The 24,699-nt window shown below is 62.7% G+C and carries 26 protein-coding genes; 15 read left to right on the top strand and 11 right to left on the bottom strand.

All coding sequences use genetic code 11. From position 1 onward, the window contains the following. Nucleotides 1-3 precede the first annotated feature (3 nt). From ACN9MU_RS25430 to motD, 3 genes are read left to right on the top strand one after another with little or no spacing between them, the layout of a single operon-like run. Nucleotides 4-735, top strand: coding sequence for an RNA polymerase sigma factor FliA (locus tag ACN9MU_RS25430; RefSeq protein ID WP_057260429.1), 732 nt, complete (start codon nucleotides 4-6; stop codon nucleotides 733-735). Beyond that, the gene (locus ACN9MU_RS25425; RefSeq protein ID WP_426163811.1) at nucleotides 717-1,463 is read left to right on the top strand and encodes a flagellar motor protein; all 747 of its coding nucleotides are present in this window, start codon (nucleotides 717-719) and stop codon (nucleotides 1,461-1,463) included. The genes ACN9MU_RS25430 and ACN9MU_RS25425 overlap by 19 nt, the downstream gene beginning before the upstream one ends. A 1-nt stretch (nucleotide 1,464) precedes the next feature. Next, nucleotides 1,465-2,226 carry a flagellar motor protein MotD gene (gene motD / locus ACN9MU_RS25420; RefSeq protein WP_426163808.1) on the top strand — a complete coding sequence of 254 codons (762 nt, stop codon included), beginning with the start codon at nucleotides 1,465-1,467 and terminating at the stop codon, nucleotides 2,224-2,226. Between the two features lie 106 nt (nucleotides 2,227-2,332). Here the strand turns inward: motD and ACN9MU_RS25415 are convergent, their stop codons facing one another. The 4 genes from ACN9MU_RS25415 to flgA all read right to left on the bottom strand — a co-directional run bounded on the left by ACN9MU_RS25415 (nucleotide 2,333) and on the right by flgA (nucleotide 5,551). Next, on the bottom strand, nucleotides 2,333-3,898 hold the full coding sequence (locus tag ACN9MU_RS25415) for a hypothetical protein (protein WP_426343615.1): 1,566 nt from the start codon (nucleotides 3,896-3,898) through the stop codon (nucleotides 2,333-2,335). Nucleotides 3,899-3,974: 76 nt separating this feature from the next. Next, nucleotides 3,975-4,439: a flagella synthesis protein FlgN gene (locus ACN9MU_RS25410; RefSeq protein WP_426163804.1), complete on the bottom strand. Its 465-nt coding sequence runs from the start codon at nucleotides 4,437-4,439 to the stop codon at nucleotides 3,975-3,977. Nucleotides 4,440-4,445: 6 nt separating this feature from the next. Then, a complete protein-coding gene (gene flgM, locus ACN9MU_RS25405; RefSeq protein WP_426163802.1) occupies nucleotides 4,446-4,769 on the bottom strand; it encodes a flagellar biosynthesis anti-sigma factor FlgM in 324 nt (107 codons plus the stop codon). A 95-nt stretch (nucleotides 4,770-4,864) separates the two neighbouring features. Next, nucleotides 4,865-5,551 (bottom strand): flagellar basal body P-ring formation chaperone FlgA, encoded by a 687-nt coding sequence (gene flgA / locus ACN9MU_RS25400; RefSeq protein ID WP_426163800.1) that lies wholly within the window; start codon nucleotides 5,549-5,551, stop codon nucleotides 4,865-4,867. Between the two features lie 128 nt (nucleotides 5,552-5,679). Here flgA and flgB point away from each other — a divergent pair, with 128 nt between their 5' ends. The 6 genes from flgB to ACN9MU_RS25370 all read left to right on the top strand — a co-directional run bounded on the left by flgB (nucleotide 5,680) and on the right by ACN9MU_RS25370 (nucleotide 11,968). Further along, on the top strand, nucleotides 5,680-6,099 hold the full coding sequence (gene flgB, locus ACN9MU_RS25395) for a flagellar basal body rod protein FlgB (protein WP_426163798.1): 420 nt from the start codon (nucleotides 5,680-5,682) through the stop codon (nucleotides 6,097-6,099). Next, nucleotides 6,099-6,503: a flagellar basal body rod protein FlgC gene (flgC, locus tag ACN9MU_RS25390; RefSeq protein WP_426163796.1), complete on the top strand. Its 405-nt coding sequence runs from the start codon at nucleotides 6,099-6,101 to the stop codon at nucleotides 6,501-6,503. The genes flgB and flgC overlap by 1 nt, the downstream gene beginning before the upstream one ends. A 2-nt stretch (nucleotides 6,504-6,505) precedes the next feature. Further along, nucleotides 6,506-7,198, top strand: a complete 693-nt coding sequence (locus ACN9MU_RS25385; RefSeq protein WP_426163794.1) for a flagellar hook assembly protein FlgD — start codon at nucleotides 6,506-6,508, stop codon at nucleotides 7,196-7,198. Nucleotides 7,199-7,222: 24 nt separating this feature from the next. Further along, nucleotides 7,223-8,764 carry a flagellar hook protein FlgE gene (locus ACN9MU_RS25380; protein ID WP_426163792.1) on the top strand — a complete coding sequence of 514 codons (1,542 nt, stop codon included), beginning with the start codon at nucleotides 7,223-7,225 and terminating at the stop codon, nucleotides 8,762-8,764. A 20-nt stretch (nucleotides 8,765-8,784) separates the two neighbouring features. Beyond that, nucleotides 8,785-9,528, top strand: coding sequence for a flagellar basal-body rod protein FlgF (flgF, locus tag ACN9MU_RS25375; RefSeq protein ID WP_426163790.1), 744 nt, complete (start codon nucleotides 8,785-8,787; stop codon nucleotides 9,526-9,528). 106 nt (nucleotides 9,529-9,634) lie between these two features. Beyond that, on the top strand, nucleotides 9,635-11,968 hold the full coding sequence (locus tag ACN9MU_RS25370; protein ID WP_426163787.1) for an EAL domain-containing protein: 2,334 nt from the start codon (nucleotides 9,635-9,637) through the stop codon (nucleotides 11,966-11,968). Nucleotides 11,969-11,977: 9 nt separating this feature from the next. Here ACN9MU_RS25370 and ACN9MU_RS25365 read toward each other — a convergent pair whose 3' ends face one another. Continuing rightward, on the bottom strand, nucleotides 11,978-13,351 hold the full coding sequence (locus ACN9MU_RS25365; protein WP_426163785.1) for a tetratricopeptide repeat protein: 1,374 nt from the start codon (nucleotides 13,349-13,351) through the stop codon (nucleotides 11,978-11,980). A gap of 45 nt (nucleotides 13,352-13,396) precedes the next feature. Then, entirely contained in the window at nucleotides 13,397-14,701 is a 1,305-nt protein-coding gene (locus tag ACN9MU_RS25360) for a hypothetical protein (RefSeq protein WP_426343614.1), read from the bottom strand. Nucleotides 14,702-15,036: 335 nt separating this feature from the next. On the opposite strand from ACN9MU_RS25360, the gene flgG reads away from it, so the two are divergent. From flgG to flgL, 6 genes are all read left to right on the top strand, one after another. After that, nucleotides 15,037-15,819: a flagellar basal-body rod protein FlgG gene (flgG, locus tag ACN9MU_RS25355; RefSeq protein WP_426163781.1), complete on the top strand. Its 783-nt coding sequence runs from the start codon at nucleotides 15,037-15,039 to the stop codon at nucleotides 15,817-15,819. A 15-nt stretch (nucleotides 15,820-15,834) separates the two neighbouring features. Next, nucleotides 15,835-16,491, top strand: coding sequence for a flagellar basal body L-ring protein FlgH (locus ACN9MU_RS25350; protein WP_426318973.1), 657 nt, complete (start codon nucleotides 15,835-15,837; stop codon nucleotides 16,489-16,491). A gap of 2 nt (nucleotides 16,492-16,493) precedes the next feature. After that, nucleotides 16,494-17,600 carry a flagellar basal body P-ring protein FlgI gene (locus ACN9MU_RS25345; RefSeq protein WP_426163777.1) on the top strand — a complete coding sequence of 369 codons (1,107 nt, stop codon included), beginning with the start codon at nucleotides 16,494-16,496 and terminating at the stop codon, nucleotides 17,598-17,600. Between the two features lie 10 nt (nucleotides 17,601-17,610). After that, nucleotides 17,611-18,537, top strand: coding sequence for a flagellar assembly peptidoglycan hydrolase FlgJ (gene flgJ, locus ACN9MU_RS25340; RefSeq protein ID WP_426163775.1), 927 nt, complete (start codon nucleotides 17,611-17,613; stop codon nucleotides 18,535-18,537). A gap of 62 nt (nucleotides 18,538-18,599) precedes the next feature. Beyond that, a complete protein-coding gene (flgK, locus tag ACN9MU_RS25335; protein WP_426163772.1) occupies nucleotides 18,600-20,549 on the top strand; it encodes a flagellar hook-associated protein FlgK in 1,950 nt (649 codons plus the stop codon). Between the two features lie 21 nt (nucleotides 20,550-20,570). Further along, on the top strand, nucleotides 20,571-21,800 hold the full coding sequence (gene flgL / locus ACN9MU_RS25330) for a flagellar hook-associated protein FlgL (protein WP_426163770.1): 1,230 nt from the start codon (nucleotides 20,571-20,573) through the stop codon (nucleotides 21,798-21,800). On the opposite strand, the gene fliR is transcribed toward flgL, so the two are convergent. Genes fliR through fliN form a run of 5 tightly spaced genes read right to left on the bottom strand, consistent with a single transcriptional unit; the run spans nucleotide 21,758 to nucleotide 24,687 of the window. Next, nucleotides 21,758-22,600, bottom strand: a complete 843-nt coding sequence (gene fliR / locus ACN9MU_RS25325; RefSeq protein ID WP_426343613.1) for a flagellar biosynthetic protein FliR — start codon at nucleotides 22,598-22,600, stop codon at nucleotides 21,758-21,760. The two genes, flgL and fliR, sit on opposite strands and share 43 nt — an antisense overlap. A 3-nt stretch (nucleotides 22,601-22,603) precedes the next feature. Continuing rightward, nucleotides 22,604-22,873: a flagellar biosynthesis protein FliQ gene (gene fliQ, locus ACN9MU_RS25320; protein ID WP_055930712.1), complete on the bottom strand. Its 270-nt coding sequence runs from the start codon at nucleotides 22,871-22,873 to the stop codon at nucleotides 22,604-22,606. An 11-nt stretch (nucleotides 22,874-22,884) separates the two neighbouring features. Then, nucleotides 22,885-23,643, bottom strand: coding sequence for a flagellar type III secretion system pore protein FliP (fliP, locus tag ACN9MU_RS25315; RefSeq protein ID WP_426163764.1), 759 nt, complete (start codon nucleotides 23,641-23,643; stop codon nucleotides 22,885-22,887). Then, complete coding sequence (fliO, locus tag ACN9MU_RS25310; RefSeq protein ID WP_426343612.1) at nucleotides 23,633-24,271, bottom strand: flagellar biosynthetic protein FliO; 639 nt, start codon at nucleotides 24,269-24,271, stop codon at nucleotides 23,633-23,635. Before fliO ends, fliP begins: the two co-directional genes overlap by 11 nt. Continuing rightward, nucleotides 24,268-24,687, bottom strand: a complete 420-nt coding sequence (gene fliN, locus ACN9MU_RS25305) for a flagellar motor switch protein FliN (protein WP_055930721.1) — start codon at nucleotides 24,685-24,687, stop codon at nucleotides 24,268-24,270. Before fliN ends, fliO begins: the two co-directional genes overlap by 4 nt. Nucleotides 24,688-24,699: the final 12 nt, after the last annotated feature.

Raw genomic sequence — 24,699 nt, 5'->3', positions numbered from 1 at the left:
TTTATGTACACGGTCAAAGGGAAGGTGGACAAGGATTCCTTGCTGACGACGCACATGCCGTTGGTCAAGCGCCTGGCCCACCATATGAAGGCAAAATTGCCGCCCAGTGTGGAAGTGGATGACCTGGTACAGGCCGGCATGATCGGCTTGCTTGACGCTATTAATCGATATGAAGAAACCCACGGCGCCCAGTTCGAGACCTACGCGGTGATGCGTATCCGTGGCGCCATGCTCGATGAATTGCGCTCTTCCGACTGGATGCCGCGCTCGATGCGGCAGGACATGCGGAAGATTGAAAACGCCATGGCCACGCTGCAGCAGCGCCTGGGCCGCCCGCCGACCGAGTCGGAAGTGGCGAAATCGCTCAAATTGTCGCTGGCCGATTACCAGGAAATGCTGTCCGAAGGCGGCGGCCACCAACTGGTGTACTACGAAGATTTTCACGAGGAAGACGGCAACGACAGCTTCCTCGACCGCTATGCCCATGATGAAGATGCCGATCCGCTGCGCGCGCTGCTCGACACCGACTTCCGCCAGGCTGTGATCGATGCGATTGAAGCGCTACCCCCACGTGAGAAAATGCTGATGGGCCTTTACTACGAGGAAGAGCTGAACCTGAAGGAGATCGGCGCGGTGATGGGCGTGTCCGAGTCCCGGGTATCGCAATTGCACACACAAGCCGTGGCGCGCCTGCGTGCCTCGCTCAGGGAGCAGGCATGGACTGGTCCAGCGTAGCCGGCGTCTTGCTGGCGCTGGCCGGCATCATCGTCGGCCAGGGGCTGGAAGGCGGCAAGGTGACTTCCTTGCTGCAGCCGGCTGCCTTCGCGATTGTTGTGATTGGCACGTTCGGCGCCGTCATGCTGCAAACCACCCGGCCAACCCTGCGCCGCGGGCTGACCATGCTGCGCTGGGTGTTCAAGCCTCCACCAGACAATCGCGCCCAGTTGGCGCGCGACATCAACAACTGGAGCATGCTGGCCCGCCGCGACGGGCTGCTGGCGCTGGAGCGCCCCATGCTCGGCGCCAAGGACAAGTTTGTCGCCAAGGGCTTGCGCATGATCGTCGACGGCATCAACCCCGACAAGATGCGCCAGTTGCTGGACATGGAAATCACCGCTTTCGAAACGGCCGAACGCCAGGCGGTGCGCATCTGGGAATCGGCGGCCGGCTACTCGCCGACCATCGGCATCCTGGGCGCTGTGCTGGGCCTGATCCATGTGATGGAAAACCTGACCGACCCGAGCAGGCTCGGTTCCGGCATTGCCGTGGCCTTCGTGTCGACCATTTACGGCGTCGGCCTGGCCAACCTGTTCTTTTACCCGATTGCCAACAAGCTGAAGACCATCGTCACGCGCCAGGTCTACCTGCAGGAGCTGACGGCGTCGGTGTTCTACGATATCGCCACCGGCGATTTCACGCGCGTCATCGATGAACGGATCGCGACCCTGATGCGGGAGCCGTGACATGCAATACCGCCGCGCACGCCGCAAGTTCGACGACGATCCTGAGAACCATGAGCGCTGGCTGATTTCCTACGCCGACTTCATCACGCTGCTGTTTGCCTTCTTTGTCGTGATGTACGCGGTCTCCTCGATCAATACCGGCAAGTACAAGGTGTTTTCCGATGCGCTGGGCGATGCGTTTGGCGGCGCCGGCGCTGCGCCGCCGACCAATACCGAAGTCCAGAGTCTGCCGATTCCGAATCCGGCTTCGCGCAAGCGCAATGAGGCGATCAAGAAGGAGAAGGAGCAGATGACGCGCCTGGCCAAGGACCTGGCCAGCACCCTGGCGCCCCTCGTCAAGGAGGGCAAGGTGCGGGTGACCCAGAATAGCCGCGGGGTGAGCGTGGAAATCAATGCTTCGGTGCTGTTCAGGGCTGGCGATGCGAGCCTGACCGAGGAATCGCGCGAGGCGCTGACGGCTGTGGCGACGCTGCTCAAGGACGACCCGCATAATGTGCAGGTAGAGGGGCATACCGATAATGTCCCGATCAGGAATGCGATCTTTCCGTCGAACTGGGAGTTGTCTGCGGTGCGGGCGGGCAGCGTGGTCAGGCTGTTTATCGAGTCGGGGATTGCTGCTTCACGCATGACGGCGGTGGGGCATGCGGACAACCAGCCGGTGGCGTCGAATGACAACCCGGAATCGCGGGCGCGCAATCGGCGGGTGGCGGTGACGATCCTGTCCGGGATTCCGGATCCTGCTACTGAAATTCCAAGCCCTTAAACCCTTAAACCGGTAAACCGGGGTCAGACCCATAGGGTCAGACCCCAGTACGCGGCGGTCGCTGGCTGGGGTACGACCCTGCGGGTCGTACCCCGGTTTGCCGGTTTTACGCGCGCAGCCGCTCCGGATGCGGCACCTGCTGCCGCAGCTTTTGCCTGCGCCGCCAGTGCCACGCAGTCCCGATCGCCGCCACCAGCAACACCAGCGCCGCCATCGGCCAGGCCGACGTCTGCAAATTCTTCCTGGCTTGCTCGTCCATCAACTCCTCAGGAAACGGCCTTGGCTCCGTCGGCACCACCTGCCATTTGCTGCGATCCTCCGGCGCACGCGCCATGAATTCATCGATCGAATACGCCGGCGCCGAACCAAACGCCCGGCTGGAAGGCACCTGCGGAATCCGCACCAGCATCACAGCCTCCACATCCGACTGCAACTGCTGTTCGAAGCCGCTCAACTGGCGTCCAGCCTGCCCGCCCAGCACGTTCAGCAAATCCTTGCCCAGCGCATCGAATGCCACCGCCGGGTGCAAGCGGGTCTGCTCCTCGGTGAAATAGCTGTAGGCCTTCTTGCCGCTGGCAATGCTCATCTCCTTCGCCGCCATATACGCAAAGGCGCCAACGGCTTTCAGGCGATTGGTCGGCCCTTGCAGCGGCCATTGCCAGCCCAGCTTGCGCAGCACGTCGACATTGATCCCCGTGCAGTTGGCAGCCGCATGCTGGTAGCTGAAATGATGGGCATAGAAATCGCGGAACACCTGGTTCACGTTGGCCTGGTAAGCCTGCGCCGTGCGCGGATCCTTCAGCACGGCCACCAGCATGTACGACGGCCGGTAGTACTGCTGGCCGCTGTTCAGGTCCATCAGGTAGTTATCCATCGGCAGTGCCGACGCCACGATGCCTTTTTCGCTGTACGAATCCAGGCCGTAGAAGTTATTCACCAGCCAGTCGGACCACTCGCCTTGCGGCCCCAGCCGGCCGGTGGCGATGGCGAAATGGCCGCCGTAAGCTTCGTCGTCGTCGCCCTGGGCGCCGCTCAGCATCATGGCCAGCACCGGCTTGCCGGACAGGTCGGCCGGCGTGGCGCCGGGGCGCTGCCACACCTTGCGCACCGTGTACTCGCCGCGCGCGCCGCCCTCGGCATGCCGTACGAAGCCCTGCAGGTCGTCGGCGCCGGACAGCGGCTGCACCGGCAGCTTGCCGGCATCGATCACATAGTCGCGCGGCCAGATCGTGCGCGCCACGAACTGCTGCCCGGCCTCATCCCATTGGCCGCGCACGCGCACCTCGCGCTGACGGAAGAAGGCTTCCGAGCTCGCGTTGAAATAGGAGCGGTTGGTGGCGATCTTTGGCGCGAGGCGGAAGTTGAGCGTGGTCCCATCGGCCGTATGCAGCGCTTTGCCGTCAAAGCGCGCCTGCGGCACCAGTTGCGGCGAACCGAGCCAGACCAGGCCCGGCGCATCCTTGGCACTGGCGGGCGGCAGGGCGATCAGCTCGTCCTGGAAATACCACAAGGCCTGTTTCTGGCCGCAGTCCTTGCAGCGGCCATTGGCCAGTTGATAATTGTCGGCAGGCTGCAAGCCGAACTGTTCCCCGCCAAGGGCGGAGTGAACGGAGGCAGCATCAGCTTGGGCGGTCGTGGCCGCCAGAATAATTCCTGAGAGAAATGTACGCATGCGCCCATTATGCAGAAGGTTGCATAAAAAGTCACACATTTCGAAAGTTCCGGCGCCGTGCCGGTTGCGCAAAGGCCTAGCCGGCGATGAAGCCGCGGCGCGTCGTGCCGGTGGTCGTCATGCCGCTCGGGCCGTAGACCGTGGTCTGCTGCGGGCGCAAGGCCTGCAGCGCGCCCTGGGTGTGGCCCAGGTGCTTGTTGATCAGTACGCCGTTCAGGCGGTTCAGTTCCTTTGCCGCCCGAGTCTGGTCCAGCAACTGCTGCCACAGGATATTGGCGGCATCGTCATGCTGGGCTTCCAGCCAGGACTCCATGCCCAGTTCCATCGCTGGATAACCGGCGTCGGCCAGGGCGCGGTGGCGCGCGGTGGCCAGGGTGGCCATTTCATTGACCAGGGCCGACTTGTGCGGGGTCAGCGAGGTCAGGTGGTCGATGTCGGCCGCTACCAGGTCTTGCTGTTCCTGTTTCAGGACTTCCAGCAATTCCGTGATCTTGCTTAACTCAGCCTGCAGGCTGTGTTTGGGGGAGACTGCGGCCATCATGCTTCCTTAGCGTTGCTTACGCGCGTGCAGCAGGTCGCGGACCGTGTCCAGCAAACCGTCTGCCACTTTTTCCGAATTGACCTGGAACTGGCCGTCAGCAATTGCCATCTTGATGCGTTCGACTTTCTTGGTGTCGAACACGGCATTGCTGGCTGCTGCGCCACTGGCCGCCATTGCCTGTCCTTGCGGGGACAGGCGCACATTGTCGGTACTTGCCTGTGGTGCGGTGGAAGTCGCTGCGGCAGTCCTGTCCGCGCTGCGCGCGTTGCCGGACGTCGCGGGCGAACTCGGCAAGCCCGGCGTGTTCTTCAATGTATCGTTGATCTTCACAGCATTATCCTCGTCTGGTTGGAGTACTTTACCCCGGCATACGAGTCTATTACGGCAACCTGCGGCCAAACTTTAGCTGGCATCGTGAAACTTGTTCAAAAAGCTACTTCGACCAGTCCGCCCAGGCGGGCAATCCCGCTGATTTGCTGGCCATTGCCGGTGCGAACTGCCACTACCTGCCCCTCGGCCGCCGAACCGGCCGCCTTGCCTTCGGCCGAAACCGAGAAGCCGTTGCCGCGGGTGACCAGCTTGACCAGCTGGCCCTGCAGGATCACCGGCTTCGCCTTCACCATGTCCACCCGGACCGGGGTGCCGGCCGAAATCGACATGCTGCTGGACTTGCCGACCAGTTGCGCCTTGTCGGTGGCAATGCCGGGCGGCAGGGCGGTCAATTCGCCTTGCATCATCGCCAACTGTCCATCCTCGATGGACTGGCCCTGCACCAGCGGCACGGCTGCGGCCACGTAACTGCCCAACACGGATACCTGAGACTGAATATATACCGTCCACGGCGAAGGCGCCGCACAACGCACGCCCACGGTGGTCTTGCCCCAAGCGCGCGCGCCTGGCATCAGGAAGGCTTCCGGCGCAGGGCAGGGCGCCAGGTTCAGGCGCGGGTCCACCGCACCGATGTTGACGGTGACCTTGCCGGGCAGGCCGGCGGTCTGTACTTGCAGGAATTGCTCGGCGACCTGGCGCAGGGCCGTCGGCTCCATGCGGGCCGGGGCGGCCTGGACCACGCTGGCGGCCAACAAGCTTGCAATGATGAGGATTTGTTTCATGCTGCCCATCTTAGCCCTCGCGCGACAGCCGCAAGCCGCGAATAGGGGCAAAAACCCCGCCTTTCTCTTCCGATCAAGCAAGCACATTGCTCCGTATCATCGAACCTGTCATCAAGCGGAGAAGTGCCATGTTAGGCAAACTCGACAACTACCTGCTGTTCAACGAAACCGCCCTCAGCCTGCGCGAGAAGCGCCAGGCCGTGCTGGCGTCGAACATCGCCAATGCCGACACGCCAAACTACAAGGCGCGCGACATCGACTTTTCCGCCAACCTGCAGGAAGCCATGCAGCGGGCGGCCACGCCGCAGCCGCTGAATACGACTGCCAACAAGCATTTCCCGCGCCCGCCGCAAGACGGCAGCACCCTGCCGGACGGCACGCCGCTGCTGTATCGCCACCCGGCGCAGGGCGCGGTGGACGGCAATACCGTCGACATGGATGTCGAACGTAACAACTTTGCCGACAATGCCTTGCGCTACGAAGCCGGCGTGACCTTTATTAATTCGCAGATCAAAGGCCTGCTGGCCGCGATCCAGGGAGGCCAGTAATGTCCTTGTTCAGCATCTTCAATGTTTCCGGTTCTGCCATGAGCGCCCAGGCGCAGCGCCTGAACGTGGTGGCCTCCAACCTGGCCAACGCCGACAGCGCCACCTCGGCCAGCGGCGAAGCCTACCGCGCCAAGCAGGTCGTGTTCGAAGCCACCCCGACCGCCAATGGCGCCGCCACCAGCGTGAAGGTCAGCCAGGTGGTGGAAGACCCGTCGCCGCTCAAGCAAGTCTACGACCCCAAGCATCCGCTGGCGGACGAGAAGGGCTATGTGACGATGCCAAACGTGAACGTGGTCGACGAGATGGTCAATATGCTGTCGGCCTCGCGCTCCTACCAGACCAATGTGGAAACCATGAATGCAGCCAAGACCATGCTGCTGAAAACCCTGACGATCGGACAGTAACCATGGCCATCACCAACACCCCCGTCACTGGCGGCGGCGCGCCGTCGCAAGCCCTGCTCAACGCAGTCAACACGCGCGGCACTACCGGCTCGGACAAAAGCGTCTCGGCCGACCAGGACAAATTCATGACGCTGCTGATCACGCAGCTGAAGAACCAGGATCCGCTGAATCCACTGGACAACGCCCAAGTGACCAGCCAGCTGGCGCAACTGCAGACCGTCACCGGCATCAACAAGCTGAACGAGACGATCGAATCATTGAAGAAAGATTACGCCAATTCGGCTTCGCTGCAGGCGACCAACCTGATCAACCACGGCGTGCTCGCGGCCGGCAAGAACCTGCAACTGGTGTCGGGCAAGGGCCTGTTCGGTGTCGAGCTGAAGAACGCCGTCGACTCGCTGCAGATCGACATCAAGAATGCCGCCGGCAAGGTGGTGCACACGCAGACCCTGCAGGCGGTCGATGCCGGCGTGCTGCCACTAGGCTGGGACGGCAAGCTGGAAGACGGCACCACCGCCGCGGACGGCATGTACACCGTCAGCGTCAGCGGCACCCTGGGCGGCAAGGCGGCCGAAGGCGTGCAGGCGCTGACCTTCGGCACCGTGGCCAGCGTGTCCACCGGCGCCGGCGGCACCAAGCTCAATGTTCCAGCCATCGGTCAACTGACCATGGACGATATCAAGCAAGTTTTGTAAGCCCAACCTGATAGGGGAAATACCATGTTTCAACAAGGTCTCAGCGGCCTGAACGCCGCAGGCAAGTCGCTCGACGTGATCGGCAACAATATCGCCAACGCGAGCACGGTGGGCTTCAAAAGTTCGCAGGCGCAGTTTGCCGACCTGTATGCCAACTCGCTGAACGGCGTGGCGGGCAACAACCCGGGTATCGGCGTGAGCATTTCGCGCATCGCGCAACAATTCACGCAGGGCAATATCGAGACCACCAACAACCCGCTGGACGTTTCCATCAACGGCGGCGGCTTCTTCCGCACCGTGGCGCCCAGCGGCGAAGTGCAGTATTCGCGCAACGGCCAGTTCCTGCTCGATAAGAACGGCATCATCACCAACGCCCAGGGCAACGCCATCACCGGCTACCTGGCCAACCAGCAAGGTGTGATCCTGGCAGGCGCGCCGGTGCCGATCAAGATCGATACGGCCGACCTGACCCCGGTCGAGACCACCGAAGCGAACTTCAAGATCAACCTGTCGTCCACCTCGCCGGTACCGACCAAGGTGCCGTTCGACGCCACCGATCCGCTGACCTACACCAAGCAGACCGTGATGGATGTGTTCGACAGCCTGGGCAATGCCCACACCATGTCGGTGTTCTACGTGAACAAGGGCAGCGGCGTATGGGATGTGTACGCCGGTAGCGATGGCGTGCAGGTCGACTCCAAGGCGATCGCGCAAGCCGTGCTGACCGACCCGGCTTCGCTGGCGGCGCGCGCCGCCTACAACACCGCGGCGGCGGCGGGCAATGCCGCCGGCATGCTGGCGGCCCAGCAAGCGTATTCCGCTGCTGCCGGTGCGGCCATGACCGCTGCCGCGACGGCAGCGGGCGCTACGCCGGCCCAACTGGCGAGGCTGGCGGCGGTGTACACGCCGCCGACCGACGTTGGCGCCGTCCCGGGCAATACGCCCGACATCATTGACCAGAAACTGGCGGCGGCAATTACGGTCCCAGCGGTCAAGGCCGGCACCCTGGCTTTCGACACCAACGGCCAGTTGAGCGCAGCGCGCATGGCGCTGCTGACGCCGCCTCAGACCTTGCCGTTCTCGATCGACCTGCCGATTTTCCCGGACAACGGCGCCGACCTGACGATGACGATTACCACCAACTTCGTCGGCACCACGCAGTACGGCTCGCCGACCAGCGAGAAGGAATCGACGCAGAACGGCTACTCCTCGGGCAGCCTGCAGCGCTTCTCGACCGATGCCAGCGGCACCATCATCGGCCAGTACAGCAACGGCAAGTCGCGGCCGCTGGCGCAATTCGTGCTGGCCAACTTCGCCAGCCCGGACGGCCTGATCCCGCTCGGTAACAACGTGTGGGCGGAAAGCTCGGCCTCCGGTGCACCGCAGGTCGGCACGCCGGGCGAGGGCAACCTGGGCCAGTTGCGCTCCTCCTCGGTCGAATCGTCCAACGTGGACCTGACCAAGGAACTGGTCGACATGATCACCGCGCAGCGCGTCTACCAGGCCAATGCGCAGACCATCAAGACCCAGGACTCGGTGCTGCAAACCCTGGTCAACCTGCGTTAATCGGATAAAGCGAGCAAGCGATGGACCGCCTTGTCTACACCGCCGCCACCGGCGCGCGCCATATCCTGGAGCAGCAGGCCACCACGTCGAACAACCTGGCCAACGCCACCACGACCGGCTTCCGCGCCCAGCTCGATTCCTTCCGTGCCGTGCCGGTGGTGGCGGAAGGTTTGCCGACCCGTACCTTCGTGGTCGACAACACGGTCGGCTCGGATTTCCGCGCCGGCGCGATGCAGACCACGGGGCGGGCGCTGGACGTGGCCCTGCGCGGCGACGGCTTCATTGCCGTGCAATCGACCGACGGCTCCGAAGCCTATACCCGCAACGGCAGCCTGAAGGTCAGTGAAAACGGCATGCTGCAAACGGCGGCCGGGCTCACGCTGGTGGGCGAAAACGGCCCGATCGCCATTCCGCCCGACGCCCAGGTGGCCATTGCCGCCGACGGCACCGTGTCGGCCATCGACACCACCCAGACCCAGCCCGGCCCATCGAATGTGCTGGGCCGCATCAAGCTGGTCAATCCGGACGTCAAAGGCCTGGTGCGCGGCGACGACGGCCTGTTCCGCCAGCAAAGCGGCCTGCCGGCCGATCCCGACCAGAACGTGCGCCTGGCCGACGGCACGCTGGAGGGCAGCAACGTCAACCCGATCGACGCCATGGTCAATATGATCACCCTGGCACGTTCTTTCGAAACGCAAATGAGTTTGCTGAAAAACGCGGAAAACAATGCTGCCAAGGCCACGCAAATCTTGGCGTTGAATTAATATTGCATTAATGTTGTTGCTTTGAGGCAACGAATCACGCCTGCGCCATTGCGCACTGCGCCGGGATTCCCCATCATGGGACCTTTCATCTCAGCAGTACAAGGTTATGGCTCGTCCCGAGGAACGTTACGCCACTGTGGTCCTGCCGTTTGTGCTGGCCGTGGCAGCGCTCACCCTGGTGGCCGTGTTCAGCCTGTCGATTGCCGCCACGCTGCGCGCCTACGTCGGCGGCGAAAGTCATTGGTCCAAAGGGCAGAAGGCCGCCATCGCCTCGCTGCAGCGCTATCTCGTTACCGCTGACGAACAGGATTACGCCCAATTCCAGTCCGAACTGGCCGTGCCGCTATCGGACATGCGCGCGCGGCGCGAGATGGACCAGGAACAGATGGACTGGGAAGTGGTGCGCGAAGGCTTCCTGGGCGGCCGTAATGCCGAAGAAGACGTGCGCGGCATGGTCTGGCTGTACCGTAATTTCAAGGATATCTACCTGATGGCGCGCGCCATCACCTACTGGGAACATAGCGACGAGCACCTGTTGCGCCTGCGTGAACTGGGCGAGCGCGTGCACGGGATGCCGCCGGCTGCACGCCGAGCACCGGTGGTGCTGCTGGAAATCCAGGAAATCGACCGCCGTCTGACTCCGCTTGCCATCGGCTTTGCCGCCGCCATCAACGATGCCGCGCGCCAGGTCTCGACGGCCTTGCTGGCCGTGCTGTTGCTGGCAGCGGCCGTGCTGGCCTGGAGCGGCAACAGCTACCTGCGCCGTTCCTTTGCCCGCCGCGAACGCCTGCTGCAGCAACTGCGCCAAAGCGAGGCGGAAGCCTTCGCCGAGAAAGAGCTGGTGCAGGTGACCCTGGGTTCGATTGCCGACGCCGTCATCACGACCGACCGCGAGCAACGCGTCAGCTACAGCAACCGCAATGCCGAACAGATGCTGGGCATGCCAGGCGCCGACATGCTCGGCCGCCCGCTGGATCAAGTGTGCCGGCTGGAAGGCGAGGGCGGAGCGCTGCACCTGCTGGCGGCCGACGGCACGCTGCTGCCAGTCGACCGCTCGGTGGCGCCGATCCACGCGCCGGACGGCGCTGCCATCGGCCAGGTCATCGTGCTGCACGACGCCAGCGAAGCGCGCCGGCACGCCGCGCAATTGAGCTACCAGGCCACGCACGACGAGCTGACCGACATCCTTAACCGGCGCGAATTCGAACGGCGCCTGCGCGAACTGCTGGCGGCTTTACGGCAGGGCAGCGGCGGCGAGCATGCCGTACTGTACCTCGACCTGGACCGCTTCAAGATCATCAACGACACCAGCGGCCACGCAGCCGGCGACGAATTGATCAAGCAAGTCAGCCAGCTCCTGCAAGCCACGCTGCGCGAACGCGATATCGTCGGCCGCCTGGGCGGCGACGAATTCGGCATCATGCTGACCCAGTGCAGCCACGAGGACGCCTTGCGCGTCGCGGAAAAAGTGCGCAAGGCCGTGGTCGACCTGCATTTCGCCTGGGGCGTGCGCAGCTACCGCATTGGCGTCAGCATCGGCCTGGTGCTGCTCGATAGCCGCAGCAGCAGCCTGAAGGAAGTGATGAAAGCAGCCGATGCCGCCTGCTACATGGCGAAAGAAAAAGGCCGCAACCGCATCCACCTGTACAGCGACGACGATGCCGAACTGTCCGTGCGCCAGACTGAGATGGAAGCCGTGTCGCGCATCCGCGCCGCGCTGGAAAACGACCGCTTCTGCCTGCACCTGCAGACGATCGCCCCGCTGCGCGGCGGCCGCGCCCATGCCGAAGTACTGGTGCGCATGCTGGACGAGCAGGGCGGCCTGGTGCCGCCAATGGCCTTCATCCCGGCCGCGGAACGTTACGACCTGATGCCGCTGCTTGATCGCTGGGTCATCCGCCACGCCTTCGAAGCGCTGGCGCAGCAAGCTGCCGGTACGAGCTGGGCCATCAACCTGTCCGGCGCCTCGGTGTGCGACGAGGGTTTGCTGGAATTCGTGCTGGAGCAGCAGCGCAGGACCGGCGTGGCGCTGGAGGACGTGTGCTTTGAAATCACGGAAACGGTGGCGGTGGCCAACCTGGCGCAGGCGGCAACGCTGATCCAGGACCTGCAGGCACAGGGCGCCCGCTTCGCGCTCGACGACTTTGGCGCCGGCATGTCCTCCTTCGCCTACCTGAAACACCTGCCTGTCGATTACGTAAAGATCGATGGCAGCTTCATTAAAGGCATCCTGCACAGCCCAACCGAGCGTGCCATGGTCGAATCGATCAACCAGATCGCGCACGTGATGGGCAAGCAGACCATTGCCGAATTCGTCGAGGACGACGCAGTGCTGGCCTGCCTGCGCGCGATGGGTGTCGATTTTGCCCAGGGATATGGTGTAGGGCGGCCCGAGCCCCTGCAGGCAGCCCGGCAGGCGGACAAGGAAGCTGCGCTCTGACCCTGGCGCTTACATCAGCTGTATGCCCCACCAATATTGCATGACCTTCGCCATCTCCTGCGACATCGCGTAAAGCTGCAGTTTCCCGCTCTCGTTTCTCGTAAAAACAAGCGCAGGGAATTTTCTGCGCACCAGGCTTCCGTGTGCGGGCAACGCCGCTTGCGAGAACGCCTGGAGTGCGCCGCGGTCGGCCGGATCGAGATCCACATACCAAAGCTCCACCGTATTTCCGTCTTCAGTGAAGCTGCCGCCGTATCCCACCGGGCACGATTTCCCCTTGATCTTCTCAAACATGGATCCCAGCGGCGACACCACGCCCCTGGGCGATGGCTGGATGAAGTCGGCCAGCAACGCCTCGCCTTTTGCCCCAGCCGCGATGGTTCCCGCAAATGCAGTACGCAAGGTGTTGAGTGCGGCAGTTTGGCCAATAAGCGAAGGCTCGACTGCACTCACGTCATCAATAGCCTTCCGCAGGCGTGCCTGGAAGTCGGCAAACTCCGCCAGGGCTTTCGGCCGGTCGAAATTCGGCTGGACAAAGTCGGACGAGGTACAAATTGCCTGCCGCAGGTCACGCGGCAGCTCCGCCCCCGGCCGCCATTGTGCTGCCGTGGCATTCAGGCGAGCGAGTCGTTCGGGCGCAAGCTCCCGTTCCAGCTTGTCCAATGCCTCCGCGTCGCGTTCATTTCCGGCCAAGCGCTGCTGCGAGACTTTCAGCAGGAGGCCCGCCAGTTCCGGGTCATAGGGCAAGCCCTTGTTCTGCAGGCTCAATTCGGCCAGGATACTGGCAGCGATGGGATTTCCTCTGTCGGCCATTGGCCAGAGCTGCTCGGCAGCCTTCAAATACCATTGCTTGCTGCTGGCGGCGTTGCGTTTGACGCCTTCCAGGCCGCGCCGGTATGTGTTTGCCAGTTGAAGCTGGGCCTGTATGTGCCCGGATTCCGCAGATTTTTCAAGAAGGGCAAGTGCCTGCTGCTGCGAGGGAGCCGATATGGAAGGCAAAGCGCGGGCGGCTCCTTCATTCCGTTTGATGTTTGCCTCCCATGCTGCCACCTGCTTTGCGCTTGGCGTCGAACCGGAACTGTTTTGCTTGTGGGCCGCTACCAGCTGCTTCTGCGCACCGATGTGGCCACCATCGGCTGCAAGGATATAGAGCTTCTGCGCGCGCTCGTCATCCCGTTCGAGGTCGCCGCCATACTCGTGTGCCCGCGCCGCCATGAACTGCCTGGCTGGCGCGGGCAAGTCAGCTGCCTGTTGGTACTCAAGCAGGGCGCTGATATAGCGATTCTCCTGATCGGTGAGCGCGAAGCCTGCTTGTGCCAAGGAAGCCAGTGGCAGCGAGTAAAGCAGCGCCGTGGTAAAGAAGATCGCAGGAGTCTTTGTCATTTCAAGAATCGAAAGTTGGTCGGCTTTTGGGGTTGAGTTGCTTGCCTATTCGTCGTCGTCCATCGGTCGTTCGGGGAAGATTTGAAGGGCGTATTCGCTTGTATCAAAAGCCTTGTCGAACTCTTCGCGAGTCTTCCATTTTTCCTGGCCGTCTGGCGTTCCGAACACCAGGTCAGCCATCGTCAGCGGAGTCCTCTTTAAAGGGTTGCGCACGGATCGATTCCAGCTCAAGGCAACCAGGGTTGGCCGGCCATTCGCATCTATCTCGTAGACACGGTGGTACACCTGGTGGGCAATCAGGAGCGGAGCATTCGTCTTCAACAGCCTGTCGTCGAAATCCGGATTGGGCCCAGGGCGCGGCTGGCGCCAGTCGTTGACCGTGATGATGCGTTTGATCTTGCCCTTCGCATCGAGTTGCTCATGCCGCAGGACGTATCCCTCCAGAATGTAAAAGCGGTGCCGGGAAATGTGCTCGTTCGCCTTGAACAGCTCGTATAAACGGATGTGCCCATCCAGGCGTGTCATGCGGCGCCGTTCGTATTTGTAAAGCTCGTCCGGATTCTCGAGCAGGGAAATGCGAACCGGCGGCTTCAGGAAAGTATAGTTGGACCCGTTCCACCGACCGAATACGTCGACGACCATATTGGCCGCGTTATTGTCCAGCTTTCCGTAAGTTGAGCCGAATATCTCATACACGCCGCGCCGCGAGTCGACAAATGCATTTCCCCACACCGAATCGGGAGTCGGATCGATTTGAAATGGCGACCATTCTTCCCGCCAGCGCGCAGTGGACTTGGGGAGATGCCAGCGCGAACGTAACTGGACTTCCTTCCCATCGACTGTTGCGTACCTGAACTCGCGCCATTCATCGCGCAGGGACGGCTCGCCTGTCGGACACTTCTTCGTATGTTCCGGATTCACCCACAGGATCACGCGGTCGCTGTCATCGTAGCGGTTGCAATGTTGTGCAGTTGTGTCGACCGGAAGGTCTTTTGACAAATCGGCCTGGATAATCTGTTCGATCCGGCCTTTGCTGTCGTAGGAATAGGTGGTGCTGTACGCAAGCGTCAAGTCCTGGTCCAGCAGGCTGCGGGATAGGGCATTCCCTTTGGAATGCCGTGCTATCTGCTCAAACATCCCTTGCCCCTGTCCCAGATGCTGGCGCGGCAACCATACATCAACCCTGCAGACACGCAGCGAGCGGTCTTTGGGACTGGCCTCGAAGTACCACAGCTTTACCGTGCCGGCCTCGCCTGGTAAACGCTGTTGATCCTGTTTCGTTATGCCCGCAGGCGGTGGCGGCGGATACGGTGCGCGAGTCCGCCCGTAAGGGGATTCGCCGAATGCCATGAGGCCCTCCGGCGTTTCGCCCGTGTAGACGCCGATGTCATGTGATGGCGGAACCATTGGGTTGGCCTGGAAACATGCGGCAGCGCAGTTTCCACACGCGGCAAGGAGGGCGAACACGAACGCGACAAGGCGTTTTCCGGCAGATGGGACTTCTTGGTCGTGCGGCATACAGCAATAATTATCAAATCGCAAACAATAGCAGAGCTGAACAATTCGCGCCACACGCGTGAATAGGCGGGGGAAAACCAGCCAGATCGAAGCTTTGAGTTGATCCTTGCCACGGGATAATGCCTGTATAGAAAAACCGCTTGGTTTTACCGTTTAAGGGGCAGCAAATGATTCGATCACTGTGGATTGCCAAGACCGGCATGGAAGCGCAGCAGACCCAGATGGACGTGGTGTCCAACAACCTGGCGAATGTGAGCACTAACGGCTTCAAGAAGTCGCGCGCGGTCTTCGAAGACCTGCTGTACCAGAACATCCGCCAGCCGGGCGCCGCGTCCTCGCAGCAGACCCAGCTTCCGTCGGGGATGCAGCTCGGCACCGGCGTGCGCCCGGTATCCATTGAGCGCATCCATACCCAGGGCAACCCGCAGTCGACCGGCAACGACAAGGACCTGATGGTCAACGGCAACGGCTTCTTCCCGGTGCTGCTGCCGGACGGTACCACCGCCTATACCCGCGACGGTTCCTTCCAGCGCGATAACAACGGCCAGATGGTGACTTCCAGCGGCTTCGTGCTGCAGCCGGCGATTACGATCCCGATCAATGCCACCAGCATAACGGTCGGCCGCGACGGCATCGTCTCGGTCACCCTGCCGGGCCAGGCTGCCCCGCAGCAGATCGGCGCCATCCAGCTGGCGACCTTCATCAACCCGACCGGCCTGGAATCGAAGGGCGAGAACCTGTACGTGGAAACCGGTTCGTCCGGTGCGGCGACCCAGAACCAGCCCGGTACCAACGGCACGGGCGTGATCCTGCAGGGCTATGTGGAAACCTCGAACGTCAACGTGGTCGAGGAAATGGTGAACATGATCCAGACCCAGCGCGCTTACGAAATCAATTCGAAGGCGATTACCACCTCCGACCAGATGCTGCAGCGCCTGTCGCAGCTGTAATCGAACGAGCCCGCCATGCGATTCCGTCTTGCCGCCACCATCATCGCCGCCGCGCTGCTGTCCGCCTGCGCCGGTGCGCCAACCTCGATCGTCAACGGCCCGACCAGCGCCCGTCCGCTGCCGCCGCCGTATCCGCCGGCGGCGCAGAACAATGGTGCGATCTACCAGGCCAGCACTTTCCGCCCGGCCTTTGAGGACCGCCGCGCACGCCACGTGGGCGACGTGATCAATGTCGTCATTACGGAGAGCACGTCTGCCGTCAAGAACGGCGCCAGCGCGGGCAGCAAGTCCGGCAGCGTCAACTTCGGCATTCCGGGCGTGCTGCAAAACCGCTTCGGCACCAACGTCGCCACCAGTGCCGACAACAAGTTTGCCGATGCCGACAGCCAGTCGCTGAGCAACAGCTTCCGCGGCACCATTGGCGCCACCGTGGTGGAAGTGCTGTCCAACGGTAACCTGATCATTGCCGGCGAAAAGCAGGTCGGCATGAACAAGGCGACCGAATACATCCGCATTTCCGGCATGGTGAATCCGGATTCGATCAACGGCAATTCGGTGGCGTCGACCTCGATCGCCGACGCCCGCGTCGAATACCGCACCAAGAGCAATATCGATGGCGCCGAAGTGCAGTCGATGCTGTCGCGCTTCTTCCTCAGCCTGCTGCCTTTCTGATCATGAAGACTTTTCAGCTCCTCACTCTTTGCGCCGCCTTGCTGCTGGCGCCGGCCGTGCAGGCTGAACGCCTGAAAGACCTGGCCAGCGTGGCCGGCGTGCGGCAGAACCAGTTGATGGGTTATGGCCTGGTGGTCGGCCTCGACGGTTCCGGCGACCAGACCACGCAAACCCCGTTCACCGTGCAATCGGTGGCTTCCATGCTGCAGTCGATGGGGGTGGCGCTGCCGCCCGGCACCACGCTGCAATTGAAGAACGTGGCGGCAGTCATGGTCACCACCAACCTGCCGGCGTTCGCGCAACCGGGCCAGCAGATCGATGTCACCGTGTCGTCGATGGGTAACGCCAAGTCGCTGCGCGGCGGCACGCTGCTGATGACGCCATTGAAAGGCGCTGATGGCCAGGTGTACGGCATGGCGCAAGGCAATGTGCTGGTCGGTGGCGTGGGTGCGCAGGCGCCGGGCGGCGGCGCTGCTGTCGTCGTCAACCACCTGTCGGTCGGCCGCATTTCCGGCGGCGCCACGGTGGAACGCGCGGTGCCCACCACGCTGGGCGACAGCAACCAGATTCGCCTCGAACTGAACAATACCGACTTTGCCACGGCTAGCCGCGTGGTCAACGCCATCAACGACAAATACGGCGCCGGCGTGGCCTATGCGCAGGACGGCCGTACCATTCGCGTCACCGCGCCTTCGTCGAGCGATGCGCGGGTGGCCTTTATCGGCGAACTGGAAAGCATGGACGTGCGCCCGGCGCGCCAGGCCGCCAAGGTCATCATGAACGCCCGCACCGGCTCGGTGGTGATGAACCAGGAAGTCACGCTTGAGACGTGCGCCATTTCGCACGGCAACCTGTCAGTATCGGTCAGTGCCGACACCCAGGTCAGCCAGCCGAATCCACTCAGCGGTGGCCAGACCGTGGTATCCCAGCAGGGTAGCGTCGACATCAAGAAGGACTCCGGCAAGGTCATCATGCTGAAGGGCGGTGCGTCGCTGGCCGACGTGGTGAAAGCCCTCAACGCCATCGGCGCCTCCCCGCAAGACTTGCTGGCCATCTTGCAGGCGATGAAGGCAGCGGGATCGCTGCGCGCCGAGCTGGAAATCATTTGAGGATGCCGCCATGATCCCCCGCACAGCCTCCGCTGCCACCGACCTGAGCGCCAATCTTGCCATCGACACCAAGGGCATGTCCGAGCTGCGCCAGTCGGCGCGTGCCGGTTCGCCCGAGGCGCTGAAAACCGCGGCCACCCAGTTCGAAGCGATGTTCGTCAACATGATGATGAAGAGCATGCGCGATGCTACGCCGCAAGACGGTTTGATGGACAACCAGCAAACGAAGATGTTCACCACCATGCTCGACCAGCAGACCAGCCAGGACATCGCCAAGAAAGGCCTGGGCCTGGCCGACGTGCTGGTGCGCCAGCTGTCGAAAACCTTGCCGCCGGTGGATGGTGTGCCGACTGATCCGGCCATGACGCGCGCCCTGATGGAGCAGGCCAGGTTGCAGCGCTCGATCGAAGCCAGCGGCGGGGCGGCGGCGATGTCCAAGGCGGCGACCAGCACGGCAGCGGCCAGCGACAAGCCGGCCCACGTGCGCAGCTTCCAGGACAAACTGGCCAGCCACGCGGAAGAAGCCAGCCGCGCTTCCGGCATCCCGGCCAAGTTCATGCTCGGCCAAGCCGCGCTGGAAACCGGCTGGGGCCGCCGCGAAATCAAGGGCCGCGACGGCAGCAACAGCCACAACCTGTTTGGCATCAAGGCCGGCCCGGACTGGAAGGGCCGTGTTGTCGAAACGGCTACAACTGAGTATATCAACGGCAAGCCGCAGACCCGCGTCGAGAAGTTCCGCGCCTACGACAGCTATGCCGACAGCTTCAAGGACTACGCCCGCCTGCTGAGCAGCAATCCGCGCTATGAAAAAGCGCTGGCGGCAGCCAACGGCACCGATGCCGCCGGGTTTGCCAAGGGCTTGCAGCGCGCCGGCTACGCCACCGATCCCAACTATGCCAGCAAGCTGGCCGGCATTATCAAGCGCACTCTTGCCTGACGAACATCAAGTTTTGTCGGGATGTGCCGTAAACTGAATATCTAGCGAAGGTAATTAATAAAATGTCCTTACTCAGCATCGGTAAAAGTGGTTTGTTGGCTGCCCAGACGGGCCTGGCCACCACTGGGCACAACATTACCAACGCCAACGTGCTCGGCTATAACCGGCAGGTGGTGGTGCAGAGCACCACGCAGCCGATCCAGACCGGCGAAGGTTTTCTCGGCACCGGCACCGAAGTGGCGCAGATCAAGCGCGTCTATGACGACTTCCTGAACCGCCAATTGCTGGGCGCCCAGACCAACCAGGCCCAGCTCGACACCTATTTCAACCAGGTCAGCCAGATCGACAACCTGCTGGCCGATACCACGGTCGGCCTGGGACCGGCACTGCAGAGCTTCTTCAGCGGCGTGCAGAATGCCAACTCGAACCCGCAGTCGACCGCGGCGCGCCAGGCCATGCTGTCCGCGGCAGAATCGCTGGCATCGCGCTTTAACGGTCTGTCCAGCCGCATGAAGGAATTGAACGAGGGCGTCAACACCGGCGTCGCCGCCAGCGTCAACGAAATCAATTCCTTCGCGCGCCGTATCGCCGAGCTGAACAATACGATTGCCGGCCTGTCGGTCGACCCATCGGCCTTGCCGAGCGACCTGATGGACCAGCGCGACGCATTGATCGCGGAGATGAACAAGCAGGTCCAGGTGACTGTCAGGCCGGCCGAGAACAATATGCTGAACGTTTCGTTCGGCACCGGCCAGCCGCTGGTGATCGGTAATCGCAGCCAGGAACTGGCCACGGCGCCTTCGACCTTTGACCCGGAGCGCATCGTGGTCGGCTACCGCACCCAGGGCGGCACTTTCTCGCAGCTGCCCGACAGCGTGCTGACCGGCGGCCAGTTGGGCGGCCTAATCGATTTCCGCAATAGCGGCCTGGACGTGGCAAATGCCAACCTCGGCAAGATCGCCGCCGGCCTGGCCGATGCTTTCAATGACCAGCACAAGCTGGGCATCGACCTGGATGGCAACCTGGGCGGCAACTTCTTCAAGGATATCCACGCCTATGTCGGCTACGACACGCGCAACTCGCCATCGAGCACGGTGAAAATCGATGCGGTAGTGGTTGACGCGGCCAAGCTGACCGCGTCGGACTATGACATCAATTACAACGGCACCGACTTCATCGTGACGCGCGCCAGCGATGGCGTGACCACGACCATTTCGCCGTATCCGCAGACCCAGCCGCAAGTGATCGATGGCGTCGCCTTCTCCATCACCGGTGCGGCCGGCGGCCCCGACCACTTCCTGGTGCGCCCGACCTATAACGCGGCGCAGGATTTCGGCGTCGAACTGAAAGACCGCAACAAGATTGCGCTGGGAGCGCCGATCAGCACTTCGGTGCCGACCGCCAATACCGGCACCGGCAAGATCAGCGCCGGTGCGGTGAACTCGAACTACCTGTTGCCGGGCAACCAGTTGGCGGCGCCGGTCACGCTGACCTACAACAGCGCGACCAACCAGCTTAGCGGCTTCCCGACGGCTGTCGACGTCACGGTCAATGGCACCACCACGAACTATCCGGCCGGCACCCCGGTGCCGTACACCGCTGGCGCCAAGATGACGTTCCAGGGCATCGAGATCGAGATTACCGGCAACCCTGCCAACAACGACAAGTTCACCATCTCGCCTGGCAGCGGGGTTGGCGACGCGCGCAATGGCGTGCTGCTGGCGGGCCTGCAGACGAAGAACATCCTGGACGATGGCCATGCCACCTTCCAGGCCAGCTACGCGCAGATGGTCAACTTTGTCGGCAACAAGACACGTGAAGTGCAGATCGCCGGTGCTGCGGCCGATACCACCGTGGAGCAGGCCCAGGCCGCGCGCGATTCGGTCTCCGGCGTGAACCTGGACGAAGAAGCATCCAACTTGCTGCGCTACCAGCAGGCCTACCAGGCATCCGGCAAGGTGATCCAGGTGGCAAGCGAACTGTTTGATACCCTGCTTTCGCTGGGCAGGTAAGATTTTTGAAGGAATAGCATCATGGTCATGCGTATTGCCACCCGGACGATTTACGAGAACGGCGTCAGCCAGCTGAACACGCTGCAGGCGCAACTGCAGAAGACGCAGCTGCAGTTATCGACCATGCGGCGCGTCGTGACACCGTCGGACGACCCGGTCGCGTCGGCACGCGCGCTGGAAGTGTCGCAGTCGAAATCAATCAACACCCAGTACGTCACCAATCGCACGAACGCCAATGCCTCGCTGTCGCTGGTGGACAATACGCTGGCGAACACCGACGACCTGCTGCAGGAAGTCAAGAGCAAGATCGTCGCCGCAGGCAACCCAGGGTTCACGCTCGCCGACCGCGAAGCGCTGGCGAAGGAACTGGAGGGGCGCCTGGAAGACTTGCTGGGCCAGGCCAACGCTACCGACGGCAGCGGCGCCTACCTGTTCTCCGGCTACAAGAGCGACATCCAGCCATTTACCCGTTCCGCTACCGGCGCCACTTATAACGGCGACCAGGGCCAGCGCGAACTGCAGGTGGCCTCGTCGCGCAAGCTGGCGACCAGCGAGACTGGCTCGGCCATCTTCGAAAGCAATATCACCGGCAACGGCACCTTCCAGACCAGCGTCGACCCGAACAACTATACCCGTGGCGGCACCGGCATCATTTCCCCGGGCGTGGTGAAGACCCCTTCGGCAGTGACTGGCCACAACTACACTCTGAATTTCACCGTGACCGGCACGCCGGCGGTGACTACCTATACCGTCAACGACGTCACTGCTGGCACTGCCGTCGCGTCGAACGTCCCCTATGTGTCCGGCCAGCCGATTGCTTTCGATGGCATCCAGATGGATATCACCGGGGCGCCGGCCAACGGCGACGTGTTCAACGTTGACCCGAGCAAGAACCAGTCGGTGTTCGAAACCATGACAACCCTGATCGCCGCGTTGCGCGGCCCGAGCGGTACGCCGCAGGCAGGTACGGCATTGACGAACGCGCTGAACCTGGCCAACCAGAACATCACCAACTCGCTGGACAACGTGCTGTCGGTACGCGCATCCGTCGGCGCCCGCCTGAGCGAGCTGGATCACCTCGACAGCGCTGGCGACGACCTGAACCTGCAATATGCGAGCCAGTTGTCCGACCTGGTCGACCTGGACCCGGTGGAAGCCATTTCCCGCTTCACGCAGCAGCAAACCACGCTGGAAGCAGCGCAGAAATCCTACAAGGCGCTGACCGGTTTGTCGTTGTTTAACTTGATCTGAGGCTTGCGTTCTTTCCTGCTATCCCACTCGCGCGGCAATTGCCGCGCTTTTTCTATGCCCTCGTTGACCAGCGACTGGATCGGCATGCTCATGTAGGGCAGGGTCATGGTCAGCGTCAGGAAGCCCACGCCCAGGGTGATCGGGAAGCCGATGCCGAACAGGTTCAGTTGCGGCGCGGCGCGCGTCAGGATGCCCAGCGCGACGTTGGTAATCAGCAGGGCCGCGACAATCGGCAGCGACAGCTGCAGGCCTGCCGTGAAGATCTTCGAGCCCCACAACGCAAGGTCCCAGAAGCCATCGTTATGGAAGGCGATGGCGGTTACCGGCAGCGTGTAGAAGCTTTCCGCCAGCGCCTCGATCAGCACCAGGTGGGCATTCACCGCCAGCACTGCCAGCGTCACCACCCACACCAGGAATTGCGACACCGCCGAGGAGCGGCCTTGCGACATCGGGTCGAAGAAGCTGGCGAAACCGAGGCCCATGGTCAGGCTGGAAATCTCGCCCGCCATTTCCACTGCTGCAAACACCAGGCGCATCGCGAATCCCATGCCGGCGCCGATCACGATTTCACGCGCCAGCACCGACAGTCCGGCCCAGCCGGCAGGATCGAGCGCCGGCATGGCCGGCACGGCTGGTGCGACCACCATGGCGATCAGCACGCCCAGCGCGAGCTTGACGTTCTGCGGGATGCGGGCATTGCCGAAAATGGGGGAGGCCGCAATCAGCGACAGGATGCGAGCTGCCGGCCATAACAGGGCGGCGATCCAGGTGTTCAGTTCAGCGGCGGTGACGACCAGCATCGGTCACGAGACCAGCGAAGGAATGCCAGTCAGCACTTGCCGCATGTAGTCGACCATCACCGAAATCATCCACGGTCCCGCCACCACCAGGGTGACGAACACGCCGACCAGCTTCGGGATGAAGGACAGGGTCGCCTCGTTGATCTGGGTGGCGGCCTGGAAGATCGAGACCACCAGGCCGATCAGCAACGCCACCAGCAGCAGCGGCGCGGCCACCATCAGCGTGACTTCCATGGCCTGGCGGCCCATGGTCATGACTGTTTCAGGCGTCATTGCCAGCCTCCCTAATAGAAGCTCTGGGACAACGAGCCCAGCAGCAATTGCCAGCCATCGACCAGCACGAACAGCATCAGCTTGAACGGCAGTGAAATCACGGCGGGCGACATCATCATCATACCCATCGACATCAGCACCGACGCCACCACCATGTCGATGATGAGGAAGGGGATGAAGATGGCAAAGCCGATCTGGAAGGCGGTCTTCAGTTCGGAGGTGATGAAGGCCGGCACCAGGATCTTGAGCGGCACGTCTTCCGGCCCTTGCAGTTCCTGGCTGCGCGATATCTTGACAAACAGGGCCAGGTCGGACTGGCGCGTCTGCTTCAGCATGAAAGTCTTCAGCGGCGCGGCCGAGCGCTCCATCGCCTGCTGCATGGTGATCTTGTTGTCCTGCAGCGGCACCCAGGCGTCGGTGTAGATCTTGTCGAACACCGGGCTCATGACGAAGAAGGTCAGGAACAGCGACAGGCCGATGATGACCTGGTTGGGCGGCGCCGACTGCGTGCCGAGCGCCTGGCGCAGCAACGAGAGCACGATCACGATGCGGGTAAAGCCGGTCATCATCAGCAGCGCTGCCGGGATGAAGGTCAGCGCCGTCATCAGGATCAGCGTTTGCAGCGTCAGGCCGTAGTTGGTGCCGCCGCCCGCGGCGGGCGTGCTGGTGAAGGCAGGGATGGTCGGTTCGGCCGCCGCCAGCAAGGGCAGCAATAGCGCCGCGCCGGCAGCCGCGCAGCCGGCCATGCGCCACGCGCGTTTATTTGCCATTGCGCTTTTCAATCGTCTGTTTGAACCATTCGGCGAAATTCGCGCCAGGCACCGGCTGGGCGCCGGCCAGTTCGGTTTCGTCGCTTTCCTGGCGCGGCATGGTCGCCAGGGCATTCATGCGGCCAGGCGAGGCGCCGACCACGATCCATTGCTCGCCGACTTCCACCAGCAGGATGCGTTCGCGGGCGCCGACACTCAGCGCCCCGATCAGCTTGAGCTTGCTGCCGCCCGTGATGTGTTTCGGGCCGAAACGCTTCAGCAGCCAGGCCAGGCCGACCAGCAGGGCGATGACAAAGCCCAGCGACAGGATGGTCTGGAACAGCGAACCGGCAGCGGACGGTGCTTGTGCCGCCAGCACATTGCTCGGCGCCTGGGCGTTGGCGGCACGGGCGCCGGCCATGGCGGCCTGCTGTTCGGGTGTCGCCGCTGGCGCGGCGGCCGGTGCAGTAGTTTGCGCGGCGCCAGGCGCAACTGGGCTGGCGGCATTGGCCGGGGCAGCTTGCGAACTGGTGGAAATGGTGTCTGGGGCGGACGCTTGCTGCGCCAGCGCAGGCGCGCCGGCGAGACAGAAGACGGCCGCCATGGTCAGCGGCCGCAGCAGGTGAAGGGCAGGAATGCTCTGCTTCATTTATTCAATTTTCGGATGCGTTCGGAAGGCGTGATGATATCGGTCAGGCGGATACCGAACTTGTCGTTCACCACCACCACCTCGCCCTGGGCGATCAGGCAGCCGTTGACCAGCACGTCCATCGGTTCGCCGGCCAGGCCATCCAGTTCCACCACCGAGCCCTGCGCCAGTTGCAGCAGGTTCTTGATGGCGATCTTGGTACGGCCCAGCTCCACAGTCAGCTGGACCGGGATATCGAGGATGAAGTCGATATCGTTATGGGTTTCGGTCTTGTTCGGCTGCTTGGAAAAGTCCTTGAACACGGCAGCAGTGGCAGCCTGGTTCTGCATCGCGGCAGCCTCGGCAGCGGCCTGCTCGGCAATCGCGGCGCCCCAATCGTCATCCATGCTTGTATCGTCGTCTTGATTATCCGCCATGTTTCTCTCCTA

The sequence above is a fragment of the Pseudoduganella sp. R-32 genome (assembly GCF_049913245.1).
In the GTDB taxonomy this organism is placed as follows: Bacteria; Pseudomonadota; Gammaproteobacteria; order Burkholderiales; family Burkholderiaceae_D; genus Rugamonas.
Note: the sequence above shows the minus strand (reverse complement) of the source record. Positions and strands in the feature narration are given on the sequence as shown.

Excerpts from the sequence above, each read along its gene's own strand:
- ACN9MU_RS25360 (WP_426343614.1), bottom strand. The coding sequence starts at position 14,701 with ATGGCATTCGGCGAATCCCCTTACGGGCGGACTCGCGCACCGTATCCG.
- motD (WP_426163808.1), top strand. The coding sequence starts at position 1,465 with ATGCAATACCGCCGCGCACGCCGCAAGTTCGACGACGATCCTGAGAAC.
- flgC (WP_426163796.1), top strand. The coding sequence starts at position 6,099 with ATGTCCTTGTTCAGCATCTTCAATGTTTCCGGTTCTGCCATGAGCGCC.
- flgJ (WP_426163775.1), top strand. The coding sequence starts at position 17,611 with ATGATCCCCCGCACAGCCTCCGCTGCCACCGACCTGAGCGCCAATCTT.
- ACN9MU_RS25365 (WP_426163785.1), bottom strand. The coding sequence starts at position 13,351 with ATGACAAAGACTCCTGCGATCTTCTTTACCACGGCGCTGCTTTACTCG.
- fliN (WP_055930721.1), bottom strand. The coding sequence starts at position 24,687 with ATGGCGGATAATCAAGACGACGATACAAGCATGGATGACGATTGGGGC.
- ACN9MU_RS25410 (WP_426163804.1), bottom strand. The coding sequence starts at position 4,439 with ATGATGGCCGCAGTCTCCCCCAAACACAGCCTGCAGGCTGAGTTAAGC.
- flgF (WP_426163790.1), top strand. The coding sequence starts at position 8,785 with ATGGACCGCCTTGTCTACACCGCCGCCACCGGCGCGCGCCATATCCTG.
- flgG (WP_426163781.1), top strand. The coding sequence starts at position 15,037 with ATGATTCGATCACTGTGGATTGCCAAGACCGGCATGGAAGCGCAGCAG.
- flgB (WP_426163798.1), top strand. The coding sequence starts at position 5,680 with ATGTTAGGCAAACTCGACAACTACCTGCTGTTCAACGAAACCGCCCTC.
- flgA (WP_426163800.1), bottom strand. The coding sequence starts at position 5,551 with ATGAAACAAATCCTCATCATTGCAAGCTTGTTGGCCGCCAGCGTGGTC.
- flgK (WP_426163772.1), top strand. The coding sequence starts at position 18,600 with ATGTCCTTACTCAGCATCGGTAAAAGTGGTTTGTTGGCTGCCCAGACG.
- ACN9MU_RS25345 (WP_426163777.1), top strand. The coding sequence starts at position 16,494 with ATGAAGACTTTTCAGCTCCTCACTCTTTGCGCCGCCTTGCTGCTGGCG.
- ACN9MU_RS25370 (WP_426163787.1), top strand. The coding sequence starts at position 9,635 with ATGGCTCGTCCCGAGGAACGTTACGCCACTGTGGTCCTGCCGTTTGTG.
- ACN9MU_RS25385 (WP_426163794.1), top strand. The coding sequence starts at position 6,506 with ATGGCCATCACCAACACCCCCGTCACTGGCGGCGGCGCGCCGTCGCAA.
- fliR (WP_426343613.1), bottom strand. The coding sequence starts at position 22,600 with ATGCTGGTCGTCACCGCCGCTGAACTGAACACCTGGATCGCCGCCCTG.
- ACN9MU_RS25430 (WP_057260429.1), top strand. The coding sequence starts at position 4 with ATGTACACGGTCAAAGGGAAGGTGGACAAGGATTCCTTGCTGACGACG.
- flgL (WP_426163770.1), top strand. The coding sequence starts at position 20,571 with ATGGTCATGCGTATTGCCACCCGGACGATTTACGAGAACGGCGTCAGC.
- ACN9MU_RS25425 (WP_426163811.1), top strand. The coding sequence starts at position 717 with ATGGACTGGTCCAGCGTAGCCGGCGTCTTGCTGGCGCTGGCCGGCATC.
- ACN9MU_RS25350 (WP_426318973.1), top strand. The coding sequence starts at position 15,835 with ATGCGATTCCGTCTTGCCGCCACCATCATCGCCGCCGCGCTGCTGTCC.
- fliO (WP_426343612.1), bottom strand. The coding sequence starts at position 24,271 with ATGAAGCAGAGCATTCCTGCCCTTCACCTGCTGCGGCCGCTGACCATG.
- ACN9MU_RS25380 (WP_426163792.1), top strand. The coding sequence starts at position 7,223 with ATGTTTCAACAAGGTCTCAGCGGCCTGAACGCCGCAGGCAAGTCGCTC.
- fliQ (WP_055930712.1), bottom strand. The coding sequence starts at position 22,873 with ATGACGCCTGAAACAGTCATGACCATGGGCCGCCAGGCCATGGAAGTC.
- fliP (WP_426163764.1), bottom strand. The coding sequence starts at position 23,643 with ATGGCAAATAAACGCGCGTGGCGCATGGCCGGCTGCGCGGCTGCCGGC.
- ACN9MU_RS25415 (WP_426343615.1), bottom strand. The coding sequence starts at position 3,898 with ATGCGTACATTTCTCTCAGGAATTATTCTGGCGGCCACGACCGCCCAA.